Raw genomic sequence first — 19,293 nt, 5'->3', positions numbered from 1 at the left:
AAATATGAAAAAGCAATTTATAGTACTCCTCACCTTATTAGCCTTGAACTTAACGGTTTCTGCACAAAAAGAATATCGATTAGCCAAATCAAGCGGACAACTTAACCTCAATATCAATGGTGCCGTTATAGAGGGTTATGATGGTAAAGAAATCATTTTCTCTATGCAGAAAACCGAAGATGAAAAGATAGATGAACGAGCTAAGGGACTACTGGCCATTAGTGGCGCAGGTTACACAGATAATACTGGTTTAGGCATTAGTGTAGTTGAAAATGGCCAAGAAGTTAATGTCAATACGGTTAATAACCGTAGGAAGGGAAATGGCATATTAAGCATTAAGGTTCCAAAGAACATAAAGATCTCTTTTAACAACAATAGTAATACCTATTATGATAATGTGGTTCTTAAAGACCTCAACAGTGAAATAGAGATATCTACCACTTACAACGATATTAAGTTGGAAAACAACACAGGACCTATGAATGTTAAAACTATGTATGGATCTGTAGATGCCATTTTCAAAGATAACATCAAGGGTCCAGTATCTATCATCTCTGTTTACAAACACGTAGATGTGGCTTTGCCAACTAATATTAAAGCAAACATAGAGCTGGCTACTTCTTCTGGTAACCTTTATGCTGCCAAAGAGTTTAACATTGTGGTCAACAAAAACAATACGAGCAAACCAAAACAAGAAAACATTTCATTAACGGGTACTATAAATGGAGGTAATGTGGTTGCGCAAAGTGGTAAAGAAGAAGGTCATAGTGTAGTGACCACAGTTTCATCAGGAAATGGCCTCTACTTTTCATCAGGTTTTAAACAGGGTGAGAACATAAAAGGTACAATTAATGGTGGTGGAGTTGATCTCATCTTTAAATCCAACTACAAAAATGTTTATCTAAGGCAAAAATAGCTTTAGCCTATCTATGCCATAAAAAAAGTTTATCCACTTTATTAAACCGACTGTAATGAAATACATATTAAGTATGGTGATCATGGCTTTGATGTCTAGCTCAGCCATTTCGCAAACAAAAATAAACAAGTCTTATCCTGTTAAAAACGGACAAGAAATAGAGTTGAAATTCGATTATCCAAAATTGATCAAGATAAGTACTTGGGATAAAAATGAGGTCAGTATCAGTGCAAGCGTAAAGATCAATGATGGGGATAGTGATGACAGGTTTATATTAAAGGATACGATTATAGACGGTAAGCTTAGCATTAAGAATAAAATAGACTGGGACAATATACCAGAAATATACTACATTCAGGAACAGGGCGTAAAAACGCGTTTTAATAGCAAACAGGATCTTGAAAATTATAAAAAAGAAAAGGGCACTTCACTTCAAAACGTATCTATTTACCAACAAAAAAATGCGGAAATTACCATGGAAATCAAAGTTCCCGCAAACATAATTACAGCCATTACCTCCATTTATGGTATGATAGAGCTGGTTGACTTTAACGGCGAAGCTAAAATAGACGCTAAATACGGTGGTGTAGATGCCAGTTTAGATGAAGCTAAGATCGGAAAGATCAAGCTTACCAATCGATATGGAAATATATACAGTAACCTTAAGCTAACGCCAACAGAAAAAACTGAGAAAAATTTCTATACTTCCCTTACTGCCGAACCTGGTAAAGGACCGTCATATGATATCAGTTCTTCTTATGGAAACATTTATCTGAGAAGGAAACCATAAAGAAAGCTACTTTATTTAACCACAAACTATGAACCGAAGAGGGTATATAGGAAAGTCAGTACAGAAAAGCTAATCTATATACCCCTCTTTATTAATGCTACAGTTTAACTGCTATGCAGTTCTATCAGTTGTTTAAGCTGATTGGCCGGCACCACACCGCTTTGACGCCACAGCACTTTTCCATTCTTGAACAAAATCAATGTGGGTACTCCTTGAACATTAAATGAACCTGCAGCGACTTGATTTTTATCAACGTCCACTTTTATGATGGAAGCTTTATCTCCTATTTGGCTTTTCAGCTCACTTAATATAGGGGCCATCATTTTACAGGGCCCACACCATTCGGCAAAAAAATCTACCAGTACAGGTTTATCGCCATTAATTAGTTCCGAAAATTTCGACATTTTAAATTCTTTTGTAATACAACAAAATTGATCATAATTGGTTTTAGCCTACTTGTTTGGGGAATATCTTGGCTTCTTCTGTCAAAAGATCATTGAAGTAAAAGTATTAAAGTATTTTTTGTTTTTTAGCGTATCTTGTTAGTGTACGCAGCTGATAAATTGAACTAATCTTCTTGTTTTTCTTCTTCTAGATAGGGATATCTATAGGTCTGTAAAGCCTCAAACTTATAGTTAAACACTAACCAGGCGATTAAAACAATCAAAATAAACGTACAAAATATAGAGCCCTCTACACCAAAGTTTCCACCTGAAAAATATTCTACACCCAATGGTTTGGCTTTCATCACACCGGGAAGATCGTTCCCACTCACCTTGTATCCCAGCAAAATACCCTGCGTAAAATTCCAACCAAAATGGATGCCCACAGCCCAACTTATATTTTGTTTTTGGAGCGTATAAATAGAGAATAGCATCCCGGCAAGGCAAATATTAAATATCCCCAATATGGTAACGTCGGGATTGCCAAGGTGTGCCAGACCAAACAGCATTCCATTTAAGATAATGACATACCATACCGGAAATCTTTCCACTAGGGCATATAATGGGTAGGTCCTAAAGAAGAATTCTTCAAAAATGGCGATGAGTATGAAATAGAACAAGTAAAGTATAAAAACCCCTAAAGGAATATGATTGGCAGAAAAGCTTACATTACCATTCACATAAAGAATGGCCACACAGAGCAGCATGATCAGAAGACCGATTAAGCTTCCTTTAAGAAGCCCCCCAAAAGCTCCTTTTTTCTTAATGAATACAGTATAAAAATCGAGTGAGGGCATTACCTTGAACACCATTAATAAGGCACTCACCACAATCAATACCAAACTGGCCTGCAATAATAGTTCTTTAAACAATTCATTTGCAATAGGTGGCAAAAAATTCCATTCTGCAATCAACCCAAATGGAATGGCACACAAAAATGAAAATAAGATAAAGAGCGCCACCCTAAAAATAGGGGTCAAATAGTATATAAGCTTATCTTCCATTGGCTACTAAAAGTTTTTTTAGACGTTTCACTACTATTTTATCTGTATTAAAAGTAACCTCTTCTTCGGTCATCAAATCTATTGGTACCCATCTGAATGATTGGTTAACTTCTAAATCAGCCACATCAAAATCATAAGCTTTCTTTTTGAAATTGAGGTTTAATGGTTGTTTTTCTTTAACCAGATAGTAAATACTAACGATCTGGCTATCATTGAACGAAGATTTTTCGTAAAAATCTGTGGTATAAAAATGCTCCATCACTTCTATTTCCACACTACATTCTTCCACAAACTCTCTTTTTAACGCTTCTATTAAACCTTCGCCCAATTCTACCCCACCACCAGGAAATTTGGTAAAATATTGCCCCTGCTCAAATTCATCACTCAATAATACTTCTTGCCTTTCATTGATGAGCAGACCGTACACTCGTATGTTAAAATAGCTCATTGACTAAAATGTTTTTGATTTTTGGTTACGTTATCCATATTCCAAACAATTTCCTGCCTAAATGCTTCCTTTCTTACAGGACAGTCTTTCATTTTGCAATAGTTGCAGCAATTGGGCAGACAGGGATCTGCATGTATAAATAATTCTGTCTGATGCTCTCCATTAACATTGATCAATTTGTCAATATCTGAAATCTGTTGATGAACACTGTTCAAATCGAAATAATAAGGCAAGGTTACATGGCAATCGATATGCAAATCGGCACCATATTGCTGCGCCCTTAAGTTATGAATGTCAATCCAGCTATCGTTCCTATTATTTTGAAGAATTTGAACAATATCTTTCACCAGTTCTATATTGCTTTCGTCCATCAATCCACCAACAGATCTACGGGTTAGTCGATAACCATTGAACACGATATAGAAACCAAGTGCAATTGAAATGGCGCTGTCCAACCAGCTGATCTCTGTGAGGACAATGAGAACTATACCTACCACTAAACCAGCACTTGATATGGCGTCGGTCAATAGATGTTTACCATCTGCTTCAAGCGTAATGGATTTATTTTTTTTGCCCGTATTAATCAGGTAATAGCCAACAATTGTATTAATTAAACCTGTAATTCCAATAATAATGGCACCATCATACAGTTGCTTTAATTTATTCGGATAAATGAGGTCATGTCCCGATTTTAGGATAATGATAACACCGGCCAGGCAGATCAGTACCCCCTCTACAAATGCCGAAAAGAATTCTACCTTTCCATGCCCATAAGGATGATTTTCATCTTTTGGCTGCGTACTTAAATAGATACTGTAAAAAGCAAAAGAACTGGCTATTACATTTACGATGCTTTCTGCAGCATCGGTTAAGATAGCATTTGACCCCGTGATAAAATATGCTGAAAATTTAGCCAGCATCAATATGATACTCACACAAAGTGAAACGAGTATGGCTTTTTTGTTCGATTGCAAAATATATAATTTGAGATGTCAAAACTACGGTTAAAAGTGGTAAATTTTAATAAAAAGTATCTTTTTTTAGTGTGTTATAAATAAGGTTTTTATATTTGTTATCTCACATAAAAATCATGAATATTTTATCAGACAGAATAAATAACCTATCAGAATCTGCTACGCTTAAAATGACCAAACTAGGTCGTGAACTTGCGGCAAAAGGCATCAACGTAATCAGTTTAAGCGTTGGAGAACCCGATTTCAACACGCCACAACATGTAAAGGACGCTGCTAAAAAGGCATTAGATGAAAATTACACCCGTTATTCTCCGGTACCTGGTTACCCAGAATTGCGACAAGCTATAGTAAACAAGCTTAAGAAAGAAAACAATTTAGATTACGATATTTCCCAAATCGTTGTTTCAACCGGTGCAAAACAATCGTTATCGAATGTAATTTTAACGCTCATCAACCCTGGAGATGAAGTAATCATACCTACCCCGTACTGGGTTTCATACTCGGAAATGGTCACTTTGGCAGAAGGTAAATCTGTTTTTATTGATACCGATATTGAAAGTGATTTTAAGATCACACCAGAACAGTTAGAAGCAGCCATTACGCCTAAAAGCAAGCTGTTTATGTTCTCTTCTCCAAATAATCCAACGGGTACGGTCTACAATAGGCAAGAACTGGCGGCCTTGGCCAAAGTTTTTGAGAAACATCCAAACATCTTTATTCTTTCTGATGAGATCTATGAACACATCAACTTTGTAGACCAACATGAATCAATTGCCCAATTTCCGAGCATTAAAGATCGTGTAATCATAGTAAACGGTTTTTCTAAAGCCTTTGCCATGACCGGATGGCGTTTGGGCTATATTGCGGCCAACAAAGAAATTGCTGCAGCAAACGATAAGTTACAGGGACAAACTACTTCTGGCACTTGCTCCATTGCACAACGTGCAGGTATTGTAGCCTATGAGCAGGGACTGGAAACCGTAAACGAAATGAAAAAAGCTTTTGCCCGTCGCCGTGAACTGGTATATGGCCTATTGAAAGATATTCCAGGTGTTAAAACCAACCTTCCTGAAGGTGCATTTTATTTCTTTCCCGAGATCAGTTCTTTCTTTGGTAAAAAAGATGCCAATGGCAATACCATTAAAAACTCCTCAGATTTGGCACTTTATCTTTTAAATGTTGGTCATGTGGCCACTGTAGGTGGTGATAGTTTTGGTAATGACAACTATATACGCCTTTCATACGCTGCTTCAGACGAAAGTTTGGTAGAAGCCATAAGAAGAATTAAAGAAGCACTAGGCAAGCTAAGCTAATAGCTGATAAGCCTAATAAAAAAGAGTTTTCGGATGGTTTTCGGAAGCTCTTTTTTTATTTGAATGCCAGGCAATTCCCAATGCTTCAGCGGCACTTTTATTATCTCCCGTTTATTTCATAAAAGGCCCCTTCTACAAAACAAAGACTTTTATGCGCAAGTTTGAATGAAGTTACTAGCTCCTAATGGCTTCAACCGGATCTAGGCGGGATGCGGCAAATGCAGGCCAGAAACCAGAAATTACACCGATCACTACCGAAACACCAATGCCTAATATAATATTACTGGCATACAAAGACACTTCTACGCCAACACCATAGGTAAATACGAGAGTACCTATATAAACCAGTGCCAAACCACATAAACCTCCCAGAAGGCTCAACACTACAGATTCAAAAATAAATTGCAAAAGAATAAAATAGTTTTTTGCCCCCAAAGATTTCTGTATACCAATAATATTGGTTCTCTCCTTAACCGATACGAACATGATATTGGCTATGCCAAAACCGCCTACCAAAATAGAAAAGCCACCTATGATCCATCCCCCCCAATTAACCGCGGTAAACATAATATCAAGTTGGTTGGACAACATGGTGGTCTTGTTCAATGAAAAATCATCTTCCTGCCCCGGGCTAAGCCTTCGTATGGCACGCATTTGACCTTTAAGCTCGCTCTCCACTTCTTCCAAGCTAATGTTTTCCTTGCCCCTTACCGTTATAAAAGGACCATATCTTTCATTATTAATGTCAAAAATGCCCTTGGCAAAGTTCATCGGGATGAGTACATTTTTGTCTTGTGACATGCCCATCATATCTTCGCCCTCCTTTTTGAAAACGCCCACCACAGTTACCCTGCGGCCCATTAACTTCACCTGCTTACCTATGGGATCTTCATCTGCGAAAAGTCCTTGGGCTATTTCTGCCCCTAAAATACAAATAGGGCTTCCTGATCTACCTTCACTCTCTGTAAAGTATCGGCCATATTGAAACTCCAAATTCCAGGTCCGATCATATTCCTGGGTAGCTGCCTTTAGGTTTGCGCCTTCCACCGAGCTGCTCCTATATTTGATGGTCCTACTGTTTGCCGAAATCTGAAAACAAACACCTTGGGCCATTGCCATCCTATCTTTCAGGGCCAAATAGTCTCTATACGAAGGTTCGGGCCTGTTTACATATTTCCACCATGGGAAATTATCACTGAATATCCAGGGCCATTTTTCAACAAACAGGGTATTGGACCCTAATTTATCTACACTGCTCTGAATTTTATTCCGCATGGTATCTACGCCAGTAAAAACCGCTATGATGATAAAAATACCAATTGTAATGCCTAACAAAGAAAGAGAAGTCCTTAATTTGTTCTGTCTAAGCGCATCCCAGGCAAACCTGAAACTTTCTCCGATAAGTCTAAATATTAGCATCATAACCTTTAGACCAAAAATAGCCAAAAAGGTTACAGCAACCTATACATAATATAAAAGATACAAACTTTAACGCTGATAAGTTTATTGCCATACATTTTAATTGTGGAAAACACAATATTAATTTGTAAATTTGCGCCCTAATTTACTACATCCAAAAAAAATGAAGTTATCACAATTTAAGTTTAATTTACCCGATTCGCTTTTGGCGAATAATCCGGCAGAAGAAAGAGACGAAGCCCGTTTAATGGTTTTGCACAAAGATACTGGCAAGATTGAACATAAAATTTTCAAAGACGTTTTAGGTTATTTTGACGACAAGGATGTGATGATCTTAAACAATACCAAAGTTTTTCCTGCCCGTTTATATGGCAACAAAGAAAAAACTGGTGCAACGATAGAAGTTTTTTTATTGCGCGAGCTTAATAAGGAACTTCGTTTATGGGACGTTCTTGTTGACCCTGCCCGTAAAATACGTGTAGGTAACAAATTATATTTTGGTGATGATGATTTGCTGGTTGCCGAGGTAGTGGATAACACCACATCACGCGGCCGTACCATTCGTTTCCTATTTGACGGAACTGATGAAGAATTCAGAAGAAATGTAGAGATCTTGGGTGAAACGCCCCTACCTAAATACATCAAACGTAAGGCTACAGAACAAGATAAAGAACGCTATCAAACTATTTTCGCCAAGCATGAAGGTGCTGTTGCTGCGCCCACCGCAGGTTTGCACTTTAGCAGGGAGCTGATGAAACGTTTAGAGCTGAAAGGCATCGAATTTGCAGAAGTTACCCTGCACGTAGGTTTAGGAACGTTCAGACCTGTTGAGGTTGAAGATTTGACCAAACACAAAATGGATTCTGAGCAGTTTATTATTGAACAGCACGATGCCGACATTGTGAATAAGGCCCTTGAAAATAAAGCAAGGATCTGTGCCGTAGGTACTACCTCTATGCGTGCCATCGAGTCTGCTGTTTCTGCAAACAAAACATTAAAGGCAGCAAATGATTGGACCAGTAAGTTCATCTTTCCTCCTTATGATTTCAGCATTGCCAACTCTATGATTACCAATTTCCACACCTCAGAATCTACCCTGTTAATGATGGTGAGTGCATTTGGAGGGTACGAAAATGTAATGAACGCCTACGAAATTGCCGTTAAAGAAAAATATCGTTTCTATAGCTATGGCGATGCGATGTTGATTATTTAGACCTTAGTATTGGGTATCAAGTATCGAGATATAAGTCATGGCTCGATACTTGATGCTTAAATCTTGATACTAAATTAAAAAATATGAAATTCTATGCAATAATTGTTGCGGGTGGCTCGGGCAAAAGAATGCAGGCCAGTGTCTCTAAACAGTTTTTATTGCTTAATGGAGTACCTTTAATGATGCACACCTTAAAGGCATTCCATCAATCGGAAATTCAACCGGAAATTATTTTGGTACTGAACAAAGAGTCCATCTCCTACTGGAATGAACTCTGCGTCAAGTATAGCTTTACAATCCCGCATTTCGTAGTTGAAGGTGGTAGAGAGCGTTTCCATTCTGTTAGAAATGGCCTATTGGCTATTAAAGAAGATGGAATTATTGCCATTCATGACGCCGTAAGGCCCTTGATCGCCACTCACCTGATCAATAAATGTTTTAAAGAGGCTTCCGAAAAAGGCAATGCCGTACCTTGCATCAAACCTAGCGACACGGTAAGAAAATTCAATGACCATACCAGTAAGATCATTAATAGAGACAAATTGGTCCTCATTCAAACCCCTCAAACCTTCTCTGCAGAACAATTAAGGGAGGCCTATAGGCAAAACTACAGCAAAAAATTCACAGATGATGCCAGCGTAGTAGAAGCAGCCGGTTTTTCCATCAATCTCATCGAAGGCAACAGATACAATTTAAAGGTTACCTATCCAGAAGACCTGGAGTTGGCCAGCTATTTGCTAAAACGATAAGCAGCAGGCTTTTGTACAAAAACAGCATTTAACTTAGATAAACCCTAAAATGGAGAAGCCTGGGCAATATTACCCAGGCTTCTCCTTTTATAATAACATTAGTCCCTAAGCATAAGCAATAGCGTCTTTCGATGGAAGCTTACTGTATCCCATCAAATATTCATCTACCTTACGTGCGGCTTCCCTTCCTTCGGAGATAGCCCATACCACCAACGATTGACCCCTGCGCATGTCTCCCGCTGCAAATATTTTAGCAATATTAGTTTGGTAGCTACCTTCCAATGCCTTTACATTTCCACGTTCATCAAGTTCAACACCTAGTTTTTCCAATAAACCCTCCTTTTGCGGATGCACAAAGCCCATGGCCAAAAGCACAAGTTCGCAAGGATAATCTTTTTCCGTACCAGGAATTTCCTTGAAACCTACAGGCCTGCCGGTATTGGAATCTATATCCCATTCTACATCTACTACCTTCAAAGCTTTTAAATTACCATTTTCATCGGCAATAAACTCTTTGGTATTAACAGACCATGCACGTTGGGCACCTTCTTCATGTGAAGTTGTCACTTTCAAGAGCATAGGATAAGTTGGCCAAGGCATATTTGCCGTACGCAGTTCTGGAGGCATAGGCATAATTTCAAACTGCGTTACAGATTTAGCGCCATGGCGGTTAGATGTACCAATACAATCAGAACCTGTATCACCTCCACCGATCACGATCACATGCTTACCTGTCGCTACAATTTCTTCTTCGTTAAATTTACGGTTACTTACACGCTTATTTTGCTGCTTCAGGAAATCCATGGCAAAATGAACACCTTTAGCTTCCCTTCCCGGCATATTCAGGTTTCGTGGAACAGTAGATCCTCCAGCCAGTACAATGGCCTGATATTCTCTTAAAAGTGTACTGATCTCTACATTTTCACCCACATTGGCATTACATTGAAAAGTAATGCCCTCATCTTCCATCAACTTGATCCTTCTTTCCACTACATTTTTCTGCAATTTGAAATCAGGGATGCCATAACGCAGCAAACCACCAGGCACATCATCGCGTTCAAAAACAACCACCTCATGCCCCGCTTTGTTGAGTTGTGCGGCCGCAGCCAATCCGGCAGGGCCAGAACCTATCACCGCAATCTTTTTACCCGTTCTAATTAACGGTTCATTCGCTTTAATATAACCTTTTTCAAAGGCTATTTCTATAATGTGCTTTTCGATCTCTTCAATGGAAACTGGCGACCTATTGATGCCCAGTACACAAGCACTTTCGCATGGTGCCGGACAAATCCTTCCCGTAAATTCCGGAAAGTTATTAGTACTTAATAAGATTTCGGCTGCCTGCAACCATTTACCTTGATAAACAGCATCATTAAACTCTGGGATCACATTTCCCAACGGACAACCCGATTGGCAAAACGGCACACCGCAGTCCATACAGCGTCCAGACTGTTTATTTAACTGATCAGATGGCAGAAGTGAAACAAACTCGTCATAATGCTTCAAACGTTCTTCTGGCACTTGTTTTGAAGGCGAAACCCTTTCGTATTCAAAAAATCCTGTCACTTTTCCCATCTTAATTGATTTTAACTTGTTGACGTTGTAATAAAACTGCTTTGTACTCTTTAGGGAAAACTTTAACAAAGTGTACGGATTGATTTTCCCAATCGCTTAAAATAAACTCAGCCACCTTACTGTTGGTCAATCTGATATGATTTTTAAGTAATGTAATTATTCTTTCTTCATCTTCTGGCAACAACGGATCTAGATCGACCATTTCCGGGTTACATTTTTTTGCAAATGTTTTGCTGGTATCATAAACCCAGGCAATACCACCGCTCATTCCCGCAGCAAAGTTACTTCCGGTATCCCCTAAAATGAGTACTTCTCCGCCTGTCATATACTCACAACCATGATCTCCTACACCTTCAACAACTGCCGTAGCTCCCGAATTTCGAACTGCAAAACGCTCACCAGCCTTGCCTCGTACATATAACTCTCCCGAAGTAGCTCCATATAGAGCCACATTCCCAATAATGATATTCTGTTCAGGAACATATTTGATATTGCTAAAAGGATAGACGACCAATTTAGCACCCGATAATCCTTTACCCACATAATCATTACCTTCACCTTCCAGAGATAAGGTTAAGCCTTTGGTAGCAAATGCACCAAAACTTTGTCCGGCCGAACCAAAACATTTAAAGTTGATGGTATCTGGCGCCAGACCTGAACTTTTATGCACCTTGGATATTTCATTGGAAAGCATTGTTCCTATGGATCTATCTGTATTCTTGACATCGAAGTTGGCAAACACAGGTTCATTGTTTAAAATGGCAGGTTGTGCCTCTTTAATCAGTTTATGGTCTAACACTTTATCCAAACCATGATCTTGTGCTTCCGTTTGATATAAAGATCCTCCATGTGAGGGTTCCTTATACAAGATTGGGGAAAGATCCACATATTTAAGCTTCCAATCTGCATCATCGATCTGTCTCATTTTTAACAGATCGGACTGGCCAATCATTTCATTCACTGTCCTGAAACCAAGTTCAGCCATAAGCTCACGAACTTCTTGCGCCAAGAAGTAGAATAGATTTACCACATGGTCTGCTTGCCCTGTAAAGAGTTTCCTTAAATTAGGATCTTGCGTTGCCACACCCACCGGACAGGTATTTAAATGACATTTACGCATCATGATACAACCTGTAGTTACCAAGGCAGCTGTAGCCACTCCCCATTCTTCTGCACCCAATAAAGCTGCAATAACAATATCCCTACCTGTTTTAAGTTGCCCATCAGTTTGCACCACTACTCTGCTCCTCAGCCTGTTCTTCACCAAGGTTTGATGTGCCTCGGCCAAACCAAGTTCCCAAGGCAAGCCCGCATGCTGAATAGAAGTTAACGGAGATGCACCTGTTCCACCATCATAACCCGACACCAGGATGACATCGGCATGGGCTTTGGCTACTCCAGCAGCTATCGTACCCACACCTGCTTTGGACACCAATTTCACATTAATTCTAGCTGCACGATTGGCATTTTTCAAGTCATAGATCAACTGCGCCAAATCCTCGATAGAATATATATCATGGTGTGGCGGTGGAGAGATCAAACCCACACCAGGCGTAGCATGGCGTACTTTTGCAATCCAATCGTCAACCTTATGACCTGGCAACTGCCCACCTTCACCTGGTTTTGCCCCTTGTGCCATTTTAATCTGTAGCTCGTCGGCATTAGTTAAATAATAGCTGGTTACCCCAAAACGAGCGGAAGCGATCTGCTTGATGGCAGAGCGCATAGAATCTCCATTTTCTAAAGTTTGATAACGGATTTCATCTTCTCCACCTTCTCCTGTATTGCTCTTTCCACCTATACGGTTCATGGCAATAGCTAAGGTAGAATGTGCCTCGTGCGAAATCGAACCAAAGGACATTGCGCCTGTAGCAAATCGTTTAAAGATATTTTCTATAGGTTCTACCTCATCTATGCTAATAGAGGGACGGGTATAATTAAATTCGAACAAGCCCCTTATGGTATAGGCCTGTGTAGTTTGATCATTTACCAGTTTCGAATACTTTTTAAAGGTATGATAATCATTTCTACGAGTGGCATTTTGTAACAAATGAATGGTTTCCGGATTGAATAAATGTTTTTCTCCGCGTCTTCTCCATTTATAGGTACCTCCTGCATTCAGAGTTTGATCTGCCTGCGTTTGAGGGCCAAAACTGCGATTATGCTTAATCAATGTTTCATACGCAATCTCATCTAATCCCAGGCCACCTATACGAGACACCGCTCCCGTAAAATGCGTATTTACCACTTGTTGGTTCAAGCCTAAGATTTCAAAAATCTGTGCGCCATGATAAGATTGCAAGGTTGAAATTCCCATTTTGGAGAAGATCTTCAACAATCCCGTATTTACGGCATAAGTATAATTGGATATTAATTTTTCAGGTGTTAGCCCACTTTCTTTATCAAACCTCCTGATGGTTTCCAGCGCCAAATAAGGATTAATAGCGGTAGCTCCAAATCCGATCAGGGTAGCAAAGTGATGAACTTCCCAAACATCACCAGCCTCCACCACTATACCAACGGCTCCCCTATATCCTTTTCTGATCAAATGATGGTGAACAGCGGAAACTGCCAACAGAGAAGGAATGGCTGCATGGGTAGAATCTATTGCCCTATCACTTAATACGATTACTTGGAAGCCATCTTCAACCGCATCAACTGCGTAACGACATAAACGATCTAAAGCTTTCGACAGAGAGCCCGGCTTTCCATCTGCCCTGAAATACATTTGAAGTGTTTTAGACTGAAACAGTCCAGTATCTATACTTCTTAGTTTCTCCAGTTCAAGGTTAGTCAATATAGGATGCTTAATTCCCACACAGTGGCATTGTATCTGGTTTTCCTCCAGCAGGTTGCCATTATTGCCCATAAATCCGGCCAAACTCATCACCACTTTTTCCCTGATGGGGTCAATTGGCGGATTGGTTACCTGAGCGAATAGCTGTTTAAAATAAGACGAAAGATGTTGAGGTTGTTTAGATAGCACGGCCAGTGGGGTATCTGTTCCCATAGAGCCTATAGCTTCCTTACCTTCAATAGCCATTGGCTTAAGCAACAAATCTATATCTTCACTGGTATAACCAAAAACCTGCTGATATTTAAAAATAGATTCCTCAGAAAGATTGGTAAACATTACCCTAGGTTCTGGTAGTTCTTCCAGTTTAATCTGGTATTGATTAATCCAATCTGCATAGGGACGACGACCACATACCTGTTGTTTTATCTCCTGGTCGCTAATTATACGTCCTTGCTCCATGTCTACTACAAACATTTTACCAGGTGTTAGACGACCTTTCTTAACCACCGTACTCTGATCAATAGTAAGCGCCCCAGATTCTGAAGCCATAATTACACGATCATCACTGGTCAATACATATCGAGACGGGCGTAGGCCATTCCTATCTAAAGTAGCACCAATCAGACTACCATCGGTAAATGCGATAGCTGCCGGACCATCCCAAGGCTCCATCAAGGAAGCATGAAACTGATAGAAAGCCTTTTTATTCGGATCCATATCCTCATTACCGTCCCAAGCTTCCGGGATAAGCATCATTAACACATGCGGCAATGAACGACCTGCATGCAACAACAGCTCTACCACATTATCTAAACAGCCCGAATCGGATTGGGTCTCATCAATTACCGGAAGGATCATATTCAACTCTTCAGGTGTAAAATAAGGTGAGGCAAAAGATTTCACACTAGATCTGAACCAATTTAAATTGCCCTGCAAAGTATTGATTTCACCATTATGGGCAATATGCCTGAAAGGCTGAGCCAAACGCCACGAAGGAAAGGTATTGGTAGCGAAACGTGAGTGCACCAAACCAAAGGCCGAGACCATACGCTTATCGCTCAGCTCACTAAAATAGGTACGAACCTGCAAAGAGGTTAACTGACCTTTATATATTAAGGTACGCGACGAAAAAGAAGCTACATAAAAATCTTGCTTACTATCTTTTACGGCACTATAAATAGTTTTGGTAATATAGGTTTTAAGCACAAACAACTTACGCTCAAAATCGGCACCTGCAGGCACATGGTAAGGTCGTTTCACAAAAACCTGCTCTATCTCTGGTTCAACAGACAAAGCCATTTGACCAATATCCGTGGTATCTACCTGAACTTTTCTAAAGCCCAGCACCTCAAAACCCAATTTTTCGGCAGTGCGATAGATAATTTCACGGCATTCTTCCCTTGCCCTGATCTCCTTTGGCAAAAAGAGCATGCCCACTCCATAATCGCCGTATTCTGGTAAGCTAAAACCTGTACGCAAGCATTCGTCAAACAAAAATTCATGCGGCACCTGTATCATAATCCCCGCACCATCACCAGTATTTGGTTCAGCTCCGCACGCACCACGATGATCTAGGTTCTCCAATATCGTTAATGCATCCGAAATAATCTGGTGTGATTTTCTCCCTTTCACATGGGCAACAAAACCTATACCGCACGCATCATGTTCAAAACTGTCACGGTATAACCCCTGCTGTTCATTTAAATTTTCCATTTATTAGTTGGTTGTAGTTAGTGTGTAATGAACACTAAGTTAAGAAAAAAAATCCACTAATTATATATTTGATAAAAAAATTATGAATAAATAATATTATGTCTTAAAAATAATAAAATAATTGACAATATAACAATAACAATCGTTATCAATTATAATTTTATCAAAACGCATAATCTAAAAATAATGCATGTATACCATTTAAAAGAACATTCTATAATAACTTGGCCAAAATAGCACAATAGACAATCAGCTATAAATCAATATTTTAAAAAAACATTAAAAATTAGTCATTTTATATTTTGTAAAACGAGTGCTTTTGCTACCTTTGTGCCGGGCAAGTCTTTTACGATCAGCTCCCTTTGAACTCCCCCAGGTTGGGAACAAAGCAAGGGTAGGAGGTTGTAGCGATGCGATAAAAGTTGCTTGCCCTTTTTCCCCTACCCCTGAAGGGGCGAACCAAAATATAAATCAGGGTATCTCAAAACATATTTTCCTTTTCCAGAACTTCTGAATTATGAAATTTTTTATTGACACCGCCAATCTAGATCAGATCAAAGAGGCGCAAGATTTAGGCATTTTAGATGGTGTAACCACCAATCCTAGTTTAATGGCCAAAGAAGGCATCACAGGTGATGAAAATGTCATCAACCACTACAAAACCATTTGTGATATCGTAGATGATAATGTAAGTGCCGAAGTGATTTCGACCGACTATGAGGGCATAGTTAAAGAAGGCGAAGCGCTTGCTGCTTTGAATCCAAAAATTGTAGTGAAGGTTCCCATGATCAAAGAAGGGATAAAGGCTATTAAATACTTTAGCGGAAAAGGCATAAGAACAAACTGTACCCTGGTCTTCTCTCCCGCTCAAGCCTTGTTAGCTGCCAAAGCTGGGGCTACTTATGTATCTCCATTCTTGGGTCGGTTAGACGATATTTCTACAGATGGCCTACAGCTTATAGAAGATATCAGGTTAATTTTTGATAATTACGGTTATCCTACGCAAATCTTGGCTGCTTCAATTCGTGGACCATTGCATATTGTAGCTTGTGCGAAAATTGGTGCAGATGTCATTACTGCTCCACTTTCTGCAATTACCGCCTTGTTAAAGCACCCGTTAACCGATAGTGGCCTAGCCACTTTCTTAGCAGACCACGCTAAGGCCAACAAAAAGTAATTGTTCTTCAATACATATACTTATAAAGTAAAAAGCTTCGAAATTCGGAGCTTTTTACTTTTAACGAAAACTCATTCCATCCATCATTAGCACATCCTTTACTTTAGTGTAGTCAATTTGCTGGTCTGGTTCGATTAATATCCCTTTTACGCCTGCTCCATTTGCAGCCTCCACATCACGGGGCTTATCGCCAATCATTACAGACAATGATGGGTCTATATCGAACATTTCTATAGCATCTAACAACATTCCCGACTTGGGTTTCCTGCATTTACATTCCCCATTAACTGTTGGATGATGGGAACAGTAATAAAAAGCGGCAATTTCCACCTTATGCTTGGCAAATTCATTTCTTAGAATCTGGTGCATAATGGCCAGCTCTTCCTCTGTATATCTTTTTAAGGCAATACCACCTTGATTGGTAATTACAATCAACAGATAACCTTCCTCATAAAATTGTTTTAATGGCGGAATTTGATACGTCAAAACCTCAAAATCTTCTACTTTACATATATAATCATACTTCTCGCGGTTAAGCACTCCATCCCTATCCAAAAAAATCGCTTTGTTTTTCATCAATTACTTTATTTATTGCGCTAAAATATGAAGTTTGAGTTGTTTTGATCCTGTTTTTATCGCATTCATTCAGATAATCAGTATTTTTATTTCTTTAACCTACATCAAAATGAGCAAGAGTACTTTTAAACCATTTGTACCTGCAGACCAGAAGATCGCAGAATTCACCATCAAATCTATCCTATTAGGTTGTATTGCCGGGATCATTTTTGGAGCGGCCACAGTCTATCTCGCCTTGAAAGCTGGATTAACCGTATCTGCCTCTATACCCATTGCCGTTTTGGCCATTACGTTAGGCAAAAAATTCTTCAAGACCACCATTCTTGAGAACAACATTATCCAAACTACGGGATCTGCGGGCGAGTCTATTGCCGCCGGAGTGGTGTTTACTCTTCCTGGCTTCTTGTTTTTAAGTACGGGCCTTAATGGACAAAGTTCCGGAGAAGCTTTTTTCAACTATATGACCATCCTCATACTGGCGATTTTAGGAGGAATTCTGGGCACGTTAATGATGATCCCTTTACGCAGATCGTTAATTGTAAAGGAACACGAAAACCTACCCTATCCCGAGGGTACAGCCTGCGCTTCTGTACTACAAGCGGGAGAAAAAGGTGGGGATTTCGCCAAGACGGCTTTTTGGGGTTTAGGTTTTTCGTTGGCCTATGCCTTGTTACAGAAAGTATTCCATGTGATTGCCGAAGCACCCACTTGGGTCAGCAAACAAACCAATAAGTTTTTGCCTTCAGCTCAAGTAAGTGGCGAAATCACCCCAGAATACATGGGGGTAGGTTATATTATAGGTCCAAAAATTGCGGGGGTATTGGTGGCGGGTGGTGTATTGGCCTGGTTAGCCTTAATTCCCTTATTATCTACCTTAATAGATCCACTTGTTGCGGCCAAGCAATTGGTAAAACTGGGCCTATTATCCGACATTCATAAGGGTGGTGGTGCTGGAAACTGGGATCCCCTAACCCAAACTTTCGCCGATTACCCAAAGGCCATCTACCAAGCTTTTGTTAAACAAATTGGAGCCGGTGCGGTTGCAGCAGGAGGATTCATTACCTTATTAAAAACCATTCCTACAATTATTTCTTCTTTCAAGGAAAGCTTAGGCGCCATCAAAGAAAATGAAATAAAGGGCAATACCAAAAGAACCGATCAAGACCTATCCATTAAAATAGTAGGTATAGGCAGCCTGGCTCTTATCTTATTGATGGCTATTTTACCCCAAATACCTGGCGATAGCCTGGTCAACAAATTCATCATAGGTATTTTGGTCATTGTATTTGGCGCCTTTTTTGTAACCGTATCTAGTAGAATAGTAGGATTGATCGGCTCTAGCAACAACCCTATATCTGGAATGACCATTGCCACCATTATGGGCACCTGCCTGGTATTCATTGCCGTTGGTTGGACTGGAAAAATCTACGAACCTATGGCTTTGGTGGTTGGCGGCATGATCTGCATTGCAGCAGCAAATGCAGGGGCAACATCACAAGACCTTAAAACGGGATATATTATAGGTGCCACCCCAAAATACCAGCAAATCGCCCTATTCATTGGCGCCATTGTTTCCTCCATCGTTATAGGCATTACCGTAAGAATATTGGACACCCCTACAGATGAAATGCTAAAACAGGGCATAAAACATGCCATTGGCACAGAAACTTATGCCGCACCCCAAGCCACCTTAATGGCCACTTTGATCAAGGGAATGCTTTCCTTTAATTTGGATTGGCAATATGTATTGGTGGGTGTATTTATAGCAATAACGATCGAACTATGTGGCATCAATGCGCTATCTTTTGCCGTAGGCGCCTATCTGCCCCTATCTACAACCCTTCCCATATTTATCGGAGGAGCCATAAAAGGTTTGGTCAATTGGCGTGAGAAAAGAAAAAACAAAGTCTCCGAAGAGGAAGAAATTGCTCCTGGAAATTTATTTGCTACGGGATTGGTGGCAGGTGGGGCGATAGCAGGTGTAATTGTTGCCATTTTAATGGTCATCCCATCTGTTAGAGATCACCTGGGCCAGATTAATATTGAGCCAATTTTCACCACCTGGTTTGGAAAAGGAGGCTATCAGATCTTAGGTGTATTATTCTTTCTATTAATGGGCTTTGTTCTCTATAACATAGGAAAGAAAAAAACGTTAAGAGCGATTGAAAAATTTGAGTGATGAATAG

The 19,293-nt window shown here is 39.7% G+C and carries 15 protein-coding genes and 1 other RNA gene; 8 read left to right on the top strand and 8 right to left on the bottom strand.

The annotated features are described in order from the left end of the window. Positions 1-4: 4 nt before the first annotated feature. Positions 5-916, top strand: coding sequence for a hypothetical protein (locus tag JHD79_RS11205; protein ID WP_199119321.1), 912 nt, complete (start codon positions 5-7; stop codon positions 914-916). 55 nt (positions 917-971) lie between these two features. After that, positions 972-1,706: a hypothetical protein gene (locus tag JHD79_RS11200; RefSeq protein ID WP_199119320.1), complete on the top strand. Its 735-nt coding sequence runs from the start codon at positions 972-974 to the stop codon at positions 1,704-1,706. Between the two features lie 104 nt (positions 1,707-1,810). Here JHD79_RS11200 and trxA read toward each other — a convergent pair whose 3' ends face one another. From trxA to JHD79_RS11180, 4 genes are all read right to left on the bottom strand, one after another. Further along, positions 1,811-2,128 carry a thioredoxin gene (gene trxA, locus JHD79_RS11195; protein WP_370583325.1) on the bottom strand — a complete coding sequence of 106 codons (318 nt, stop codon included), beginning with the start codon at positions 2,126-2,128 and terminating at the stop codon, positions 1,811-1,813. A 146-nt stretch (positions 2,129-2,274) separates the two neighbouring features. Beyond that, positions 2,275-3,153, bottom strand: coding sequence for a CPBP family intramembrane glutamic endopeptidase (locus JHD79_RS11190; protein WP_199119318.1), 879 nt, complete (start codon positions 3,151-3,153; stop codon positions 2,275-2,277). Continuing rightward, positions 3,143-3,601 carry an NUDIX domain-containing protein gene (locus JHD79_RS11185; protein WP_199119317.1) on the bottom strand — a complete coding sequence of 153 codons (459 nt, stop codon included), beginning with the start codon at positions 3,599-3,601 and terminating at the stop codon, positions 3,143-3,145. Before JHD79_RS11185 ends, JHD79_RS11190 begins: the two co-directional genes overlap by 11 nt. Continuing rightward, positions 3,598-4,575, bottom strand: coding sequence for a cation diffusion facilitator family transporter (locus JHD79_RS11180; protein WP_199119316.1), 978 nt, complete (start codon positions 4,573-4,575; stop codon positions 3,598-3,600). Before JHD79_RS11180 ends, JHD79_RS11185 begins: the two co-directional genes overlap by 4 nt. A gap of 116 nt (positions 4,576-4,691) precedes the next feature. On the opposite strand from JHD79_RS11180, the gene JHD79_RS11175 reads away from it, so the two are divergent. After that, positions 4,692-5,888: a pyridoxal phosphate-dependent aminotransferase gene (locus tag JHD79_RS11175; protein WP_199119315.1), complete on the top strand. Its 1,197-nt coding sequence runs from the start codon at positions 4,692-4,694 to the stop codon at positions 5,886-5,888. Positions 5,889-6,062: 174 nt separating this feature from the next. Here JHD79_RS11175 and JHD79_RS11170 read toward each other — a convergent pair whose 3' ends face one another. Further along, complete coding sequence (locus tag JHD79_RS11170) at positions 6,063-7,307, bottom strand: ABC transporter permease (RefSeq protein WP_199119336.1); 1,245 nt, start codon at positions 7,305-7,307, stop codon at positions 6,063-6,065. Positions 7,308-7,470: 163 nt separating this feature from the next. On the opposite strand from JHD79_RS11170, the gene queA reads away from it, so the two are divergent. Then, positions 7,471-8,520: a tRNA preQ1(34) S-adenosylmethionine ribosyltransferase-isomerase QueA gene (gene queA / locus JHD79_RS11165; RefSeq protein ID WP_199119314.1), complete on the top strand. Its 1,050-nt coding sequence runs from the start codon at positions 7,471-7,473 to the stop codon at positions 8,518-8,520. An 83-nt stretch (positions 8,521-8,603) separates the two neighbouring features. Further along, a complete protein-coding gene (locus JHD79_RS11160) occupies positions 8,604-9,269 on the top strand; it encodes a 2-C-methyl-D-erythritol 4-phosphate cytidylyltransferase (protein WP_199119313.1) in 666 nt (221 codons plus the stop codon). 105 nt (positions 9,270-9,374) lie between these two features. Here the strand turns inward: JHD79_RS11160 and JHD79_RS11155 are convergent, their stop codons facing one another. Further along, positions 9,375-10,844 carry a glutamate synthase subunit beta gene (locus JHD79_RS11155; RefSeq protein ID WP_199119312.1) on the bottom strand — a complete coding sequence of 490 codons (1,470 nt, stop codon included), beginning with the start codon at positions 10,842-10,844 and terminating at the stop codon, positions 9,375-9,377. 1 nt (position 10,845) lies between these two features. Beyond that, positions 10,846-15,354 (bottom strand): glutamate synthase large subunit, encoded by a 4,509-nt coding sequence (gltB, locus tag JHD79_RS11150; RefSeq protein WP_199119311.1) that lies wholly within the window; start codon positions 15,352-15,354, stop codon positions 10,846-10,848. 335 nt (positions 15,355-15,689) lie between these two features. Here gltB and ffs point away from each other — a divergent pair. Next, positions 15,690-15,789: signal recognition particle sRNA small type (gene ffs / locus JHD79_RS11145), an RNA gene on the top strand. A gap of 82 nt (positions 15,790-15,871) precedes the next feature. Continuing rightward, positions 15,872-16,531 (top strand): fructose-6-phosphate aldolase, encoded by a 660-nt coding sequence (gene fsa, locus JHD79_RS11140; RefSeq protein ID WP_199119310.1) that lies wholly within the window; start codon positions 15,872-15,874, stop codon positions 16,529-16,531. Between the two features lie 60 nt (positions 16,532-16,591). On the opposite strand, the gene JHD79_RS11135 is transcribed toward fsa, so the two are convergent. After that, positions 16,592-17,107: an HAD-IIIA family hydrolase gene (locus JHD79_RS11135; RefSeq protein ID WP_199119309.1), complete on the bottom strand. Its 516-nt coding sequence runs from the start codon at positions 17,105-17,107 to the stop codon at positions 16,592-16,594. A gap of 109 nt (positions 17,108-17,216) precedes the next feature. On the opposite strand from JHD79_RS11135, the gene JHD79_RS11130 reads away from it, so the two are divergent. After that, positions 17,217-19,286 carry an OPT family oligopeptide transporter gene (locus JHD79_RS11130; protein ID WP_199119308.1) on the top strand — a complete coding sequence of 690 codons (2,070 nt, stop codon included), beginning with the start codon at positions 17,217-17,219 and terminating at the stop codon, positions 19,284-19,286. The last annotated feature ends 7 nt before the right edge of the window (positions 19,287-19,293 follow it).

Source organism: Pedobacter sp. ASV28 (assembly GCF_016428855.1).
Taxonomy (GTDB): domain Bacteria; phylum Bacteroidota; class Bacteroidia; order Sphingobacteriales; family Sphingobacteriaceae; genus Pedobacter.
Note: the sequence above shows the minus strand (reverse complement) of the source record. Positions and strands in the feature narration are given on the sequence as shown.